Below are 13,653 nucleotides of genomic sequence, written 5' to 3' on the forward strand. Positions count from 1 at the left end.
GGGGCCGGCGGGGGCAGCGCCTGGAGGGTGCAGCGCGGGCCGTCGGCGGGGCTGCCGAAGCGCAGCTCGCTGCCGGGCCCCACATCCAGGTGCGCCACCCGGTGGCCGCCGGTGTAGGTGCCGTTGGTCGATCCGACGTCGTCCAGCATCCAGTGGCCGTCCCCGACGTGCAGGACGGCGTGGTGCCAGGAAACCCGGGGATCACTGAGGACGATCTCGCTCGCTGGGTCGCGGCCGACGTGGTACGTGCGGCCCGGATTCATCACCCGGGTGTCACCGTCGGCGTCGAGTACCAGCTGCGGCGCGGTGAGCGCGAACTGTCGCTCTGCCATAAGGACGATGCTAGTCCGGGCCCGGGCCACCCGCCCGAGGGGCGCGATGCGACCGTCCGGGTGACAGGGGGCTCCCGTCGGCGCAGGGTGGGTACCTGTGGGGGCAGGGCGAGGCGGTGCGTCGGCACCGGATGGGAGTGGGCTGGTGAACACCTGGGCGACCTGGACGACGCAGGGGATTCTGGCGGGCCATGGCGGGGTGCGGACGGTGGAGATCGGGGTGATCAAGGGCGATCTCACGGTGCACACCATGTGGATCGAGGGCAAGGCGCGGCTCACCGTGCAGTACAGCGGGGCACTGGACTGGTTCACCGTGGCGGGCAGTCCGGTCGCGGCGCCGGACGAGGCGACCGCGCGGGAGCTGCACCAGCGGCTGGTGGAGGCCGTGAAGGCGGACAGCGAGGCGGTGGCCCCGCAGGCGGCGGCCTGAGCGGCCGAACGGCTGCGCCGCGGGCGGGGGCCAGCGCGAGCGGACGGGGGTTCCGGCGGGTGCCGCGTGCAGCGGCGCCCGCCGGACGCCGATACCGGGGCGCTACGGGCCTGCCCGAGCATGACGGTGCGGCCGCCACGGTTGTGACGGCCGGGCGTGCAACGTATTGGCCGCCCGGCGCGTGGCAGCTGGTGAGAGGGTCGGCCGGCCGGGATCTTCTGATGGTTTGTCAGGATATGATCTGTCCGGCACACGCCAAACGGGGGGCAGCTGCCGACCCGTGCCCGGGGTCCCGGCGCACGGCGCGGAGTGTTGCGCTCCCCTCGCCACTCCGGAACCTGGAGCAGACTTGCCCTCTCAGCTGAAGCGCCGTGCCCTGCCTCTGGCCGCGGCCGCCATCGCTGCCTCCCTGCTGGTCGGCTCCGCCGCCGCCGACACCCCGGCCCCGGCCGACCCGACGCTGGTCGCCGACCTGGACGCGATCCTCGCCGACGCCCGCCTCGCGGGCGCCCAGGCGGGCGTGCAGGTCGTGGACACCACCACCGGCCAGGTGGTCTACCAGCACCAGGCGGACGCGCTGCTGACCCCGGCCTCCACGATGAAGACGGTCACCTCGGCCGCCGCGCTCGACCTGCTCGGCGCCGACCACCGGTTCACCACCGAGGTCCGCACCACCGGCACCAAGCACGGCAGCACCCTGGTCGGGGACGTCGTCCTGCGCGGCGGCGGCGACCCGAGCCTGCTCCCGCAGGACCTGGACGACCTGGCCGCCCAGGTCTCGGCCGCCGGGATCACCACCGTCACCGGCCGCGTGCTGGCCGACGGCAGCCGGTACGACTCCACCCCGCTCGGCCCCGGCTGGGCCTGGGACGACGAGGCGTACTCCTACAGCCCGCAGATCTCGGGTCTGACGGTCGCCACCGACACCGAGTACACGATGGACACCGTCAAGGTCACCGTCACCCCCGGCGCGGCGGCCGGTGACGACGCCACCATCACGCTGTTCCCGGCCGAGGCGCCGGTCAAGCCGGTCGGGAAGATCACCACCGGCGCGGCCGGCAGCGGCACCAGCGCGGGCGTCGAGCGCCGCCGCGGCGTCAACGAGCTGGCCCTGTCCGGCAGCATCGCCGTCGGCGCGGCGCCCGCCTCGTTCCTGACCACCGTGGAGAACCCGGCCGACTACGCCGGGAAGGTGTTCGCGGGCGCGCTCGCCCGCCACGGGGTGCGGGTCGTGCGCCCGGTCGCCGCCGCCAGCGGGACCGAGGCCTCGCAGCCGCTGGCCAGCCACGACTCCAAGCCGATCGGCGAGCTGATCGTCCCGATGCTCAAGATCAGCAACAACGGCCTGGCCGAGCACCTCACCAAGGAGCTCGGCAAGGTCAAGGGCGGCCAGGGCACCTGGGCCGCCGGGATCGCCCAGGTCAAGGGCTTCCTCAAGGCCAACGGCCTGGAGACCCCGGCCGGCCGCCAGGTCGACGGCTCCGGCCTGTCCCGCTACGACCTGATCACCCCGGCGAAGATGACCGGGCTGCTGAAGGTCGCCCAGGACAAGCCGTGGTTCAAGGCCTGGTACGACGCGATGCCGGTGGCGGGCAACCCCGAGCGGATGGTCGGCGGCACGCTGGCCAACCGGATGCGCGGCACCGCCGCCGCCGACAACGTGCACGCCAAGAGCGGCTCGATGAGCGGCGTGGACAACCTCAGTGGCTACGCCACCGCCCCGGACGGCCGTCGGCTGGCGTTCACCGTCATGCTGAACAACTTCGCCGGGACCAGCCCCCGCCCGGTGATCGACGCGATCGCCGTCCGGCTCGCCGGCGGCCACCCCGCCCCGGCCGGCAGCACGCCGACCGCGGCGCCCAGCAGCGCGCCCGCGAGCGCCCCGGCGAGCACCCCCGGCGTGAAGTCCTTCGGTGCGCCGGCCGCGCGCTCCGCTGCGACCCCCGCCGCGACCGAGGCCCCCGCGAGCGAGGTTCCGGGCGGTACCCGTTGGGAGGACTGCGAGTTGTTCGGCCGCTGCTGAGCACCGCCGGGTGCGGGCCGGCCGTCCTCCGTCCGGAGTAACGGTCGTCCGCGCACCACTCCCGTGACCGGGCCCTGCCGACCGTCGTTGGCAGGGCCCGGCCGTTTGGAGGAATCATGCCCGGCGCACGCGCGATGATCGACAAGGCCAAGACCTGGATCGGCTACCGGGAAGGGCCCGGAAACCGGAACCGCTTCTCCCAGGAGATGGGGCGGCCCGCCGAGAGCTGGTGTGCGGACTTCGTGGCAGCCGTCGCCAAGGAGACCGGCAACGCCGCCTGCTTCCCCAACACCGCCTCCTGCTCCGTCGGACGCGCCTGGTTCAAGAAGCGCGGACGGCTCTCCGTCTACCCGGCGATCGGCGCCCAGGTGTTCTTCGGCGCCCCCGGCAACCCCGACGGGCCCGGCGGCACCCACACCGGCCTCTGCATCGCCTACACCGACACCACCATCACGGTCGTCTCCGGCAACACCAACGACAACGGATCGGCCAACGGCGACGGTGTCTACCGCCGCACCTACCAGCGCCACTCCGACTACGTCGAGTCCTACGGCTACCCCGCCTACCCCGAGGGCCTGGTCTGCGCCGACCCCGGCTGGCGCGGCCGTGCGGGGATCACCTACTTCGGCCACCAGGCCGACGAGTCCGACCTCCACAGCTCCGTCCGCGGCGAGGGCGTCGCCGGACTGCCCGCGCCGCGGGCCGAGGGCGAGCCCGAGACGGCACCGGCGGACGACTCCCCGACCCCGGCCGGACCGGCCGCCCCGACGCCGACGGCCTCCACGTCGGCGGGCGCAGGCCAGGGCGGGCCGGAGCAGGTGGCAGAGGTGCCGCAGCAGGCCTCGTCGGAGTCCGCCCGGGAGACCCAGCAGGAGGCCTGAGCGCGACCCGGCACGGCCCGGCACGGCCCGGCGCGGTCCGGGGCACGGTCTGACTCGACCGCGCCCCGGTCCGTTCCCGGGCGGAAGGGCCGCTCCGCGCCGGCGGGCCGGTCCGGTGACGGAGCCCGGGACCGGTGAACCGGCAACGCCGGCTAGAACCGTCCGAAGGCCCAGTTGCCGGGCGCGGACGGATCGTCGCTGCGGTAGAACTCCTCGACGCCCTGCACGTATTCGGCCCGGCTGACATAGCCGTCTCCGTCCAGGTCGAGGCGGTTGAAGCCCTGTTCGCTGTCGCCGCGCAGCACCCCGATCTTCTGGTCCATCCGGATCCACTCCTGAAGGCTGATCCGGCCGTCCCCGTCGGTGTCGGTGACGTCGAAGGCCGCCGCGCCGAGCTTGATCGCCTCGGTCATCACCGCGTGCAGGTCGGCCGAGCTGACGAACTCGTCCCGGCTGATGCGCTGGTCGCCGTCGGTGTCCAGGGCCTGCTGCAACTGCTGCCAGAGCCGCTCGGCGCCCTGGCGCATCGCCTCGCCCTGCGGGGTGCCCTCGGCGCCCGCGGCCTCGGTGATCCGCTCGACGAACTCCGCCACGTCCTTCTGCTCGATGAAGCCGTTGCCGTCCAGATCGAGCAGCTCGAACTGACGGTGGAGCTTGCGCTCCTGGATGCTGCCTGCCATCGGCCTGCGCCTTTCCGAGGAGAGTCGGGAGTCGGCACCCGGTGCGCGGAGGGTACGGGCACCCGGAAGGAGGAGTCAGGGTGGGTCCGCGGGGCCGGACCTGCCCCTGGAGCGGCTGTCGCTTCCGGCCCGACGCCATCCTTTCGGCCACGAACAATGCGGTCAAGGAACGCCACCGACAGGGCGGAGTAGTCCGATCGACAGCTGATCCGACCATCCGGATCGAGGCACCCGCCCCGACGAGTCCGACCAGAGGGCACCCCCCGACGGGATGGTTCGTATTCGCTCGACCAGGCGCGTACTGGTGGCGCTGAGTAACGGAACCGCGCACGATGGCAACTGTGAGTGATGCCGGGTGCCCCTGCCCGGCCGCCAGGACCGAGGAGTGTCATGCCGCTCGACCGCCCCCACCGTCCCCGCCGTCCCCGCCGCGCCCGAACTGCCGCCCTGTCAGCCCTGTCAGCCCTGCTGATCGGCGGATTCGGGCTCACCCTCGGGGCCCACCCCGCCGGTGCGGCCACCGTCGCCCCCGCCGAGGTGGCACAGTGCCGGGCCCTGACCCGGTCCGCCGTGCCCGCGCCGAACGCGATCCCGGTCCGGCCCGGCCACCCCGGGACCGATCCGCAGCAACCCGGTCGCCTCGTGTGCCAACTGTCGGGCAGCCACTGATCCCCTGATCCGCTGCCGCGTCCCGTCCCGGTGTTCCCCGGCGGGCGGCCGTCGCGCGGCGTTAGGCTGCGGTGCGTGAGCGACACGTACGAGCTGACGCTGTCCATCCGCCTGCCGGGTACTCTGCGCGACGGCGAACTGGCCGAGCTGCGCGGTTGCTTGGGGCTCGCCGAAGCGCTCGAGGTGGAGGAGCCGCACGGTGGGCCACCGGCGCTGCTGGCGGACCGGGGTGCACTGACACCGGCGGCCGACGGCTGGGCGATGACGGCTCACCGGGACGTGGGCGCTGGGGAGTTCGACGCGTTGGGCGGCCTGCTGTGCCGGTTGGCCGAACTCACGGGCATCCCCGGCCCGGTGGTGGTCGGGCAGTTGCGGTCGCTGGAGAGCACCCTCGCCGGACCGGTGGTGGTGCGGCGCGGCGCCGTCGAGTGGCCGGTGCCCTGACGGCTACGGCCGGAGGGCCGCGCGACGCGGTGCCGGGCCCGGCCGGGCCCGGTCACCGAGCCACGCGGTGTGGACCTCCCGGGCTCGTCAGATCGAGAAGCTGCTCCACGGTTCGAACACCGTGATGGTGACGGCCACATCCGTCAGGTCGTCGACGTCGAGGATGAACTCGACACCGCCGGTCTCGGGCTCGGGTCCGTGCGGGACGACATTCGTCACGCGGATCTCCGGGCCGTGCACGTTCAGCCTGATGTCCGGGTCGAAGAAGCCGCTGCCCAGACTGCACGGGGCAGCGGTGACCAGGATCGGGGATCTGCGAGTGATGTCGAATCCGCTCAGATTCACGTTGATCGGGACTCTGCCCTTGAGTTGGCGGAAGAACTGCCGATGTGAGATCGCCATTGATTCCACACTCCTCCTGCGTACGTAATCGTCCAAGGAGTTCATGGGCCCAACAACCCTGCTTCTCATGGTACATACGCGAGCGGCCAGCCCGACGGCAAGCAGGCGGAAAATTCCGGCGGGAATTGTTGCGCATTCATCGGCCGCACCGGGATTGCCACTTCCTGAAGGCCGCCGGAATACGCGCCTCCAGGACTTGGAATCACCGGATGAACGGGCCCCGGATCGAATCCGTGCACATTCCGTCACCTGTGGCGGTTCCCCTGATGACGGCGGATCACGCCGACCGCTCCACCACGCACGAACCGCGGACCGCCCCGGCCACCCTGCGTGGCGCAGGGTGACAGCGGGGCGGTCCGGGAGTGGGCCGTCAGCGGCAGGTGTAGGTGAAGGAGGCGGCCGAGGTCTGCGATCCCGGTGACAGAACCTCAAGAGTCGCGGTCGCGTCCATGCTGCCCTGTCCGTGGAACGACCACCGCAGCACCACCTCGGTCGAGTGGTGGCCGCTCGGCACCTCCTGCGTGAGCTCGCCGGAGTCCGTACCGTCGCTGCGCAGCCAGCGGTAGGTGACCTCGCCGCTCCCGCCGTCGGTCTCCAGGGTCCCGGTGATCGCCTGGGTGCCGTCGCAGGTCAGTCCGCTCGCGTCGGCCTGGACGGAGACGGCCTTCACCACCACCGGGTGGCCGTAGCGCTGCCAGGCCAGGTACGCCAGCACGGCGAGGATCACCAGCAGCGGGAGCAGCAGCCACCGGCGGCGGCGCTTGCGCGGCGGCTCGGCGGCCGGCGGCTGGGTCTCGCCGTGCCAGACGGCGGCGGCCTGCGGCGGCACACCGGGGCCGAAGCGGCGCAGGCCGTCCGGCGGGGTGGCGCCGTCCTGGCCCGGGCCGGGTTCGGCCGGGTCGGCGGGCTGGGGCGTGGTGCGCTCGGTGGCGGGGGTCGACCAGACCTCGGGGTCGAGGAAGGTGGCACTGCCCGCGGGGATCGGCCCCGACATCGGCGACGGCGTGGAGCCCGGCGCCAACTGCGGCTGCGGCTGCGGCTGCGGCTGCGGCTGGGCCTTGAGCTGGACCGTACGGTCGGGTCCGGGAGCCTGGGATCCCGGGGGAGGCTGGGGCAGGCGCACGGTGGACGCGATGCCCGCCTCGTCGAGACGGACCGTCAGCTCCTCCGCGCCCGGCGCCGCCGACGACTTCGGCGGGAGCCGGACGGTCGACTCCGGGTCGGCGACGATCGACTTCGGGGGAAGGCGAACGGTCGACTCCGGATCCGCAACGAACGACTTCGGCGGAAGCCGAACGGTCGACTCCGGATCCGCGACGAACGACTTCGGCGGAAGCCGGACGGTCGACTCCGGATCCGCTGCCGGGCCTGCGGTCTGCTCCGTGCGCAGTTGCACCGTGGCATCGGGACCGGTGGCGGGCGCGGAGGCCGGCACGGGGTGACCGGTCGGGCCGGAGGGCGGCATCACCAGTTGGACCGTGTGCTCGGGCCCGCCGGTCGGAGCGGCCGCCGCGACCGGCTCCCCCGCTGCGGGCATCACGAGCTGCACCGTGTGGTCCGGGGCGCCGACGGGGACCACCAGCTGCACCGTGTGGTCCGGGACGTCGGCAGCCGCCTCAGGTGCGTGGGGCGCTGCCGGTACCGCCGGTGCTGCCGGCTGCGCGGGCTCGGCCGACGCGGGCTCGGCCAGCGCGGCCGGCTCGGCCGGCTCGGCGGGCTTGGCGGGCTTGGCGGGCTTGGTGCGGCGGACCGGGCCCAGGGTGAAGGCCGCCGCCGCGGGCTCGGCGGGGCGCTCGTCGCCCGGACGGCCGGGACGGGCGGTCGGGTCCGGCTCGGCCGGGGGTTGGGTGGTCATGCCGGTCCTGCTCTCAGCGGGGCGGGTTGCAGTTGAAGGAGTAGAGCGTGGCGGGTGCGGCACCCTTGCCCCGCGGGGCGGCCGGCGAGGTGGCGACCCTGGCGGTGAGGGTGGACGCGGTGCCGAAGGACTGGGTCGACGAGAAGGCCACGGTGGTCTTCCCGGCGGGCAGCGGCGTCGACTGGGTGCCGACCACCTTCCCGTTGGCGTCCGTCCAGGTCACGGTGACCGTTCCCGGGCCGGTGCCGTTGGTCGACACGGTGCCGTCGGCCCTCGCCGCGTACAGGCCGCTGCAGGAGGCCTTCATCGTGCTGGAGTACACCTGCAGCGGCGCGACCGTCACGGTCGGCGTCGCGCTGGTGGGCGGCGGCGGGGTGACCGTGACCGGGGGCGCCGTGGTCGGCTTGGTGACCGACGGGGTCGGCGTGACCTTGGGCGTGGCCGGGCTGCCGGGCGAAGGCGGTGCGGCGAGGGTGGCCGACGGGCTCGCCGAGGCGGACGCCGAAGCGGAGGTGGACGCCGACGGCGAGGCCGAGTCGGACGGCGGGGCCGACGCCGGTGTCACGGGGCCCGGGTCGCCGGTGGGCGTGGCCGCACCGAGGGTGGTGGTCGCCCGGGGGGCCGCCACATCGGTGGTCCCGGCCGCGCCCTGGGCACCGGCCACGGCCACCCCGGCCATCGCGCCCGCGACCAGGACGACGCCGGTCGCGGCGCTGGCGAGCTTGGCGCGGCGCCCGAAGCGGGCCACCCCGGCCGCGTTCGGCCCGGCCGGGCCAACCGGTCCGGGCGGGGCGAGCGTGGTGGACGCGAACGAGGTCCCGCCGCCCGCCTGCACGCCGCCGAACGGCAGCAGCAGTGGCAGCAGGGCGACCAGGGCGGCGAGCTGCCGGCGGCCGCGCTCCTCCCAGTCCTCGCCGTAGGCGGCGCCGGCCACCTCCTCCAGCTGCTCGACCAGCAGGGCGGCGCCGTCGGGCCGCTCCTGCGGGGTCTTGGCGAGTCCGGCACGGATCAGCGGGCGCAGCGCCTCGGGTGCCTGCTCGGCCGGGATCTGGGCCTCGGTGTGCTGGACCGCGAGTTCCATCAGGGTGGTGCCCGCGTACGGCTTGGCGCCGGTGAGGCACTCGAAGAAGGTCGCGGTGGCGGCGTACACGTCGGTCGCCGGGGCGGCGGGCTCGCCCGCCCACTGCTCGGGGGCCATGTACGCGGGGGTACCGGCGATGGCGCCGGTGGCGCCGCTGCGCACGGCGATGCCGAAGTCGACCAGCTTGGAGGAACCGTCGGCGGCGACCAGGACGTTGGCGGGCTTGTAGTCGCGGTGGATGACGCCCGCGCCGTGCGCCGCGGCCAGGCCGAGCAGCGAGCCCTTGAGGACGGTGAGGGCGGCCTCGGGGGCGGTCGCGCCCTCGGCGCGCAGCAGGTCGCGCAGCGAGATGCCGTCGACCAGCTCCATCACGATGGCGGCGCCCTGCGGGCTCTCCACGTACTCGTAGAGCTGGGCGATGTACGGGGAGCGCAGGCCGCCCAGCAGTTCGGCCTCGGCGCGGAAGCCCCGGTGGTCGGCGCTGCTGCCGGAGAGGTACTTGACGGCGACCGGCGTGCCGGTGGCCCGGTGGTGGGCGAGGACGACCCGGCCGGCGGCGCCCGCGCCGAGTTCGCGCAGGTGCTCGTAGTCCGGCAGTTCCCAGTGCTGGTCGGGCCCGGCCTGCGGCTCGGTTCCGTCCTGCGGGGCGGTGCCGTCCTTCGGCTCGGTTCCGTCGGGCCGCTGGGGCTCGTCGTGCTGCGCGTCGGCCGGGCCGGTCGCGCCTATCGCTTCGTCCACCTGTCCACCCCCGGAGGTCTGGTCCGCATGGGCTTGCGGACACCGAGGGTGACGCAGCCGCGGGCCGGTGGGTTCCGGCCCGCGGGCGATGATAGGTCACGATTCCAGTGCTTCGCGTACTGTTTTTCGATGCGACCGCCCTGGTGCGCTACGGCGCCAAGGATGCTTCGTGGTCACTCTCCGTCGCGGCGGCGGGCCGATTCGGCGGCTTCCGCGGCGACCGAGCCAGCCTGCACCAGGCGGTGGCCGAGCTCGAGCAGGGCGCGCCCGGCGGCGAGTTCGTCGCCGATCACGGGTGCGGCGGGGTCGTGCGGGCTGCGGTGGGCCTCGGCGTCCGCCTCCAGCCGGGTGCCGCCGGTCCCGCCGGGGCCTCCGGTGCCGCCGGTGTCCAGGACGGCGTGCGCCCGGGTGTGGTCGCCCGTCTCGGTGACCGTGAGCCGGACCTGCCAGTCGGTGGTGTGGGGCTCCGGGGCCGCGGCGGAGCCGGCCGTCACGACCTGCCGCCTTCCTGCGTCTCCTCCATCGGGTCGCCCTCGGCCGGGGCCATCTCCTGCGCGTGGGCGTTCTGGTAGGAGGTGATGCCTTCCTCCGGGTCGGCGGCGCGGACGTTCTCGGTGTCGCGCTCGGCCTTGTCGTTCATCCTGTCTTGCATGTCGGACATCGCAGGCTCCCTGGTCCGGGTGCGGGGCGCCCTGCGCGGCGGGGCCGCCGCCGTGACGGTGCCCGCGGCCGGCCGGGCGCGTTCCTGCCTCCAGCCTGCCCCTGCCCGTGCGGGCGGGCCAGTGCTGGCCGGGGTCGGACCAGGGGTACCGCTCAGGCGCGCCCGTCCAGCTCCGCCAGCAGGTCTGGGTTGACGGTCGAGACGACGGTGCGGACGTCCTCGGGGGCGACGGCGGGCCACAGGACGCGGCGGGCGGCCCGGTAGCGTTCGGCGAGCCGTTCCCGGTCGGCGGCGGGCAGCCCGGCGGCGCGGTCGGCCCGGGAGTTGTGCGCGTTGTCGGAGATCTTGAGCAGGGTGGCCGAGTGGTCGGTGACGATCTGCTGGAGCATGGCGTGGTAGGCGACCCCGGCGGTCCGGCTGACCCGGCGGACGGTCGCCACCACGCCGAACGGCACGCCCGCACGCAGCAGGTCCTCGGCGGTCAGCGGGGTGTCCTCCAGCACGTCGTGCAGCAGCGCGGCCATCTGCAGGCCGGTCCCGAACGCCGCCACACCCGCGGCCACGGCCCGGACGTGCTCCACGTACGGCACACCGATCTTGTCGGTCTGGCCGGCGTGCGCCTCGGCCGCGAGCCGCTCGACGCCGGCCAGGTCGAGCACAGGTACGGGTACGGGCAGGGACGCGGGCACAGGTACGGACACGGGCACTCCCCCATCGGATGAACGGCTGTCAGCCTGGCCGCAATATAGCCGGAGCATCCGGACCGATGGCCGGATCCCCGATCGGGCAGGATGGCGGGGTGCAGGTGACACCGATCTCCCCCGAACGGCTGGCCCGGCTGCTGACCGACCGCATCAACGCGCTGCCCGACGACGGCAGCTGGGTACGGGTGGCCGTCGACGGCGCACCGGCCGCGCGGCCCGGCGCACTGGCGGACGCCCTGGTGGAGCCGTTGCGGCTGCTCGGGCGGCCGGTCCTGCGGGTGTCGGCGGCGGACTTCCTGCGGCCCGCCTCGATCCGGCTGGAGTACGGCCACCACGACGCCGACGCCTTCCACGACCTGTGGCTGGACGACCGCGGGCTGCTGCGCGAGGTGCTCGACCCCTTGGAGCCGGGCGGCACCGGCCGGGTGCTGCCCTCGCTCTGGGATGCGGTCAACGACCGTGCGACCAGGGCCGGTTACGTGGAACTGCCGCCGCGCGGGGTGCTGGTGCTGGACGGCGCGCTGCTGCTGGGGCGCTGGCTGCCGTTCGAGCTGACGGTGCATCTCGCAATGGGCGACGCGGCGCTGGCCCGGCACACCCCGGAGTCGGACCGGTGGACGTTGCCCGCCTTCGCCCGCTACCGCGAGGAGACCGGCCCGGCCGAACTGGCCGACCTCACCGTCCGGGTGGACGACCCGAGACACCCGGCCCTGGTCGAGCGCTGAGCCGGTCGGCGGACCGGTCCGTGGCCGGTTCGGGCCGTCCGGGGCCGCAGAACGCCGGGAGCCCGGGGCGAGCTGGTTGCTCGCCCCGGGCTCCCGCGCTGTCCTCCGGTGTCAGCTCACTGCGCAGACGACCATGGATTCGGACCTCTCCGACAGGTAGTAGTGACCTGGGAAGTAATCGACGTGCAGGTGGTCCAGCGTGTCGGCGGGGTCTGCCTCAAGACCGTACTCCTCGATACTCGACGCAAGCACCTCCAGCAGCCGGGGCTCCCCGGTGATCCGGTACCGGTCCTCGGCGCCCGTGACGAACAGCGTTACCTGCGCCTCGGGGACGGTCGCCACCTCCAGGATCGCCAGGCCCCGGTCGTAGGGCGCGGCATCGGGGACCGGATCGAGCCGGACGCTGCCCGCGCCCGAGCGGATCACCTCCGCGACGGCCACCAGCTCGTCCCGCGTGCCGCGGAGCATTGCCTCTCCGGTGGTGTCCGAGTAGTGGAGCTCCATGGCTACTCCTTTCCTTTACTAATGGTAGTCACCGGGACGGATGGTATTGGGGTCGATCGGCGTGTGCGGGTCCTTCAGCGGGCCCTTCTTGACGGTTTTCCCGTTCACCTGTGTCTCGAGGTTGAGGTGTGGCCCCTCGGGGGACTGCTGCACGTGCCGCGAGCTCGGGTTGATGTCGAAACGCGCAATCTTGGTGATCCGTTCGCCGACCTCGTTGATGAACTCACGCTGCCACTGGACCGCGCCGCTGCCGGACTTGACTATCTCGGCCGTGGTCAGATCGCCGACGTGGGCGATCGCCCGGTCGATGGCCTCGTCCATCGAGATCGGGCAGTTGTGGACGAGGACCGGGGTGGTCCCGGCGAGCACGTAGTAGGTGTGGACGTCGTCGACGGTGAGGTTGTAGGCCGTCTGCGGGGCGGTGCGGTAGTTGTGGACCGACTCGACCGTGACGGTGGTGCCGTCGGCCTGGCGGAGTTGGTCGCCGGTGGTGAGGTCGGCGGCGTCGGTCCAGCGGTTGGTGGTGATGTCCCAGAACGGGTGGTGCTGGGTGGAGGTGAGGGGCGCGGGCGGTGCCCGGTCCCCGTTCGAAGTGGAGAGCGCCAGGTCGGTGTAGTCCTGGTCGCCGTGGCCGACGATGGTGGCGAGGACCTGCTTGGGAGCGGTCACTCCGGTCTGCGGGTCGGTCGCGGTGACCTGGTCGGCAGTGGTGAGCTGGTCGATCGCCTTGGTGCTGCCGTCGCCGAGCAGGACCTGGGTCCCAGCCGGGAAACTGTTGCACGGACCCTTCGGGCCCATCAGGCCGTCGGTGAGCGCTGCTTCGGCTCCGGAGATCGCCCCGCCGACTTCGGCCAGCGCCTGGCCCTTGATGGAGTGGTCGGCGTTGCCGTCGAGCATGTTGTCCAGGCCGGAGCCGAGGGCTCCGACGGCTGCGCCGCAGCCTGCGACGGCCGCGACGGCGGTGGCTCCGCCGGTTTCGAGGGCGCCTGCGGCGCCGCCGGCGTAGCACATGGTGCCTGCGGCGATCTCCACGGTGGTGACCACGATGGCGCGGACGGCCGGGTGGTCGGTGGTGAAGTTCTGGGTCCGCTTGGCGCCGTTGCTGATGTGGCATCCGGCGCCGTCGAGGGAGAACCAGCTGCCGCACTTCTTGGTGCCGCGGCCGTTGCCGCCGCCCCCGCCACCGCCGCCGCTGCCGCCACCGCCGCCGTCACCGCTCTTGCTGGGGTGGTGGCTGCCGGGGCGCTCGTTGACGATGACGACCGTACCGAGGTTGCCGTTGGTGATGGGCGCGCACGGCGGGTGCCAGTTGGTGGCGCAGTCACTGGTGCCCATGGCCCCGGTGCCGCAGGTGTAGGCGAAGGCGCTGCACCCGCCCGGGAGCCCGCCACCGCCACCGCCGCCGTTGCCCGGGCCTTCGACCTGGGTGCCGCCGTGCGAGCAACGGTAGAAGCCCGAAGCGCACTCCTCCAGCGCCAGACCCGTGGGGTCGGAGGCGTTGATGGGGTTGTTGTTGCTGTAGGC

At 73.6% G+C, this 13,653-nt stretch carries 15 protein-coding genes; 5 read left to right on the forward strand and 10 right to left on the reverse strand.

Annotated elements, in window-relative coordinates; translation table 11 throughout:
- The coding region (locus AA75_RS44650) for an FHA domain-containing protein (protein ID WP_033826315.1) at nt 1-332 on the reverse strand (332 nt) is incomplete at its 3' end.
- A gap of 145 nt (nt 333-477) precedes the next feature.
- Here AA75_RS44650 and AA75_RS44655 point away from each other — a divergent pair.
- The 3 genes from AA75_RS44655 to AA75_RS44665 all read left to right on the forward strand — a co-directional run bounded on the left by AA75_RS44655 (nt 478) and on the right by AA75_RS44665 (nt 3,666).
- Complete coding sequence (locus AA75_RS44655; RefSeq protein ID WP_033826316.1) at nt 478-762, forward strand: hypothetical protein; 285 nt, start codon at nt 478-480, stop codon at nt 760-762.
- 349 nt (nt 763-1,111) lie between these two features.
- On the forward strand, nt 1,112-2,785 hold the full coding sequence (dacB, locus tag AA75_RS44660; RefSeq protein ID WP_051814508.1) for a D-alanyl-D-alanine carboxypeptidase/D-alanyl-D-alanine-endopeptidase: 1,674 nt from the start codon (nt 1,112-1,114) through the stop codon (nt 2,783-2,785).
- A gap of 116 nt (nt 2,786-2,901) precedes the next feature.
- Nucleotides 2,902-3,666, forward strand: coding sequence for a hypothetical protein (locus AA75_RS44665; RefSeq protein WP_051814510.1), 765 nt, complete (start codon nt 2,902-2,904; stop codon nt 3,664-3,666).
- A 152-nt stretch (nt 3,667-3,818) separates the two neighbouring features.
- On the opposite strand, the gene AA75_RS44670 is transcribed toward AA75_RS44665, so the two are convergent.
- On the reverse strand, nt 3,819-4,346 hold the full coding sequence (locus tag AA75_RS44670; protein WP_033826317.1) for an EF-hand domain-containing protein: 528 nt from the start codon (nt 4,344-4,346) through the stop codon (nt 3,819-3,821).
- A gap of 744 nt (nt 4,347-5,090) precedes the next feature.
- On the opposite strand from AA75_RS44670, the gene AA75_RS44680 reads away from it, so the two are divergent.
- Nucleotides 5,091-5,459, forward strand: coding sequence for a hypothetical protein (locus AA75_RS44680; RefSeq protein WP_051814512.1), 369 nt, complete (start codon nt 5,091-5,093; stop codon nt 5,457-5,459).
- Between the two features lie 87 nt (nt 5,460-5,546).
- Here the strand turns inward: AA75_RS44680 and AA75_RS44685 are convergent, their stop codons facing one another.
- From AA75_RS44685 to AA75_RS44705, 6 genes are all read right to left on the reverse strand, one after another.
- A complete protein-coding gene (locus AA75_RS44685) occupies nt 5,547-5,861 on the reverse strand; it encodes a hypothetical protein (RefSeq protein ID WP_033826319.1) in 315 nt (104 codons plus the stop codon).
- A gap of 370 nt (nt 5,862-6,231) precedes the next feature.
- Entirely contained in the window at nt 6,232-7,716 is a 1,485-nt protein-coding gene (locus AA75_RS44690) for a hypothetical protein (RefSeq protein ID WP_051814513.1), read from the reverse strand.
- Between the two features lie 13 nt (nt 7,717-7,729).
- Nucleotides 7,730-9,535 (reverse strand): serine/threonine-protein kinase, encoded by a 1,806-nt coding sequence (locus AA75_RS44695; protein ID WP_051814515.1) that lies wholly within the window; start codon nt 9,533-9,535, stop codon nt 7,730-7,732.
- A 173-nt stretch (nt 9,536-9,708) separates the two neighbouring features.
- On the reverse strand, nt 9,709-10,029 hold the full coding sequence (locus AA75_RS44700; protein ID WP_051814517.1) for a dsRBD fold-containing protein: 321 nt from the start codon (nt 10,027-10,029) through the stop codon (nt 9,709-9,711).
- A complete protein-coding gene (locus AA75_RS50735) occupies nt 10,026-10,196 on the reverse strand; it encodes a hypothetical protein (RefSeq protein ID WP_158515678.1) in 171 nt (56 codons plus the stop codon). The genes AA75_RS44700 and AA75_RS50735 overlap by 4 nt, the downstream gene beginning before the upstream one ends.
- Nucleotides 10,197-10,348: 152 nt before the next feature.
- Nucleotides 10,349-10,897, reverse strand: coding sequence for a phosphohydrolase (locus AA75_RS44705; RefSeq protein ID WP_233289479.1), 549 nt, complete (start codon nt 10,895-10,897; stop codon nt 10,349-10,351).
- Nucleotides 10,898-10,995: 98 nt separating this feature from the next.
- On the opposite strand from AA75_RS44705, the gene AA75_RS44710 reads away from it, so the two are divergent.
- Entirely contained in the window at nt 10,996-11,625 is a 630-nt protein-coding gene (locus AA75_RS44710; protein ID WP_033826329.1) for a uridine kinase, read from the forward strand.
- 111 nt (nt 11,626-11,736) lie between these two features.
- Here AA75_RS44710 and AA75_RS44715 read toward each other — a convergent pair whose 3' ends face one another.
- Nucleotides 11,737-12,129 (reverse strand): hypothetical protein, encoded by a 393-nt coding sequence (locus tag AA75_RS44715; RefSeq protein ID WP_033826321.1) that lies wholly within the window; start codon nt 12,127-12,129, stop codon nt 11,737-11,739.
- An 18-nt stretch (nt 12,130-12,147) separates the two neighbouring features.
- Nucleotides 12,148-13,653: polymorphic toxin-type HINT domain-containing protein (locus AA75_RS44720; RefSeq protein WP_033826322.1), on the reverse strand; the 1,506-nt coding region annotated here is incomplete at its 5' end.

Origin of the sequence: Kitasatospora sp. MBT63 (assembly GCF_000710465.2) — a bacterium.
Classification (GTDB): domain Bacteria; phylum Actinomycetota; class Actinomycetes; order Streptomycetales; family Streptomycetaceae; genus Kitasatospora.

What these genes read in the sequence shown, in the direction of transcription:
- AA75_RS44670 (WP_033826317.1), bottom strand. Translation starts at nt 4,346, where the DNA reads ATGGCAGGCAGCATCCAGGAGCGCAAGCTCCACCGTCAGTTCGAGCTG.
- AA75_RS44665 (WP_051814510.1), top strand. Translation starts at nt 2,902, where the DNA reads ATGCCCGGCGCACGCGCGATGATCGACAAGGCCAAGACCTGGATCGGC.
- AA75_RS44690 (WP_051814513.1), bottom strand. Translation starts at nt 7,716, where the DNA reads ATGACCACCCAACCCCCGGCCGAGCCGGACCCGACCGCCCGTCCCGGC.
- AA75_RS44715 (WP_033826321.1), bottom strand. Translation starts at nt 12,129, where the DNA reads ATGGAGCTCCACTACTCGGACACCACCGGAGAGGCAATGCTCCGCGGC.
- AA75_RS44685 (WP_033826319.1), bottom strand. Translation starts at nt 5,861, where the DNA reads ATGGCGATCTCACATCGGCAGTTCTTCCGCCAACTCAAGGGCAGAGTC.
- AA75_RS50735 (WP_158515678.1), bottom strand. Translation starts at nt 10,196, where the DNA reads ATGTCCGACATGCAAGACAGGATGAACGACAAGGCCGAGCGCGACACC.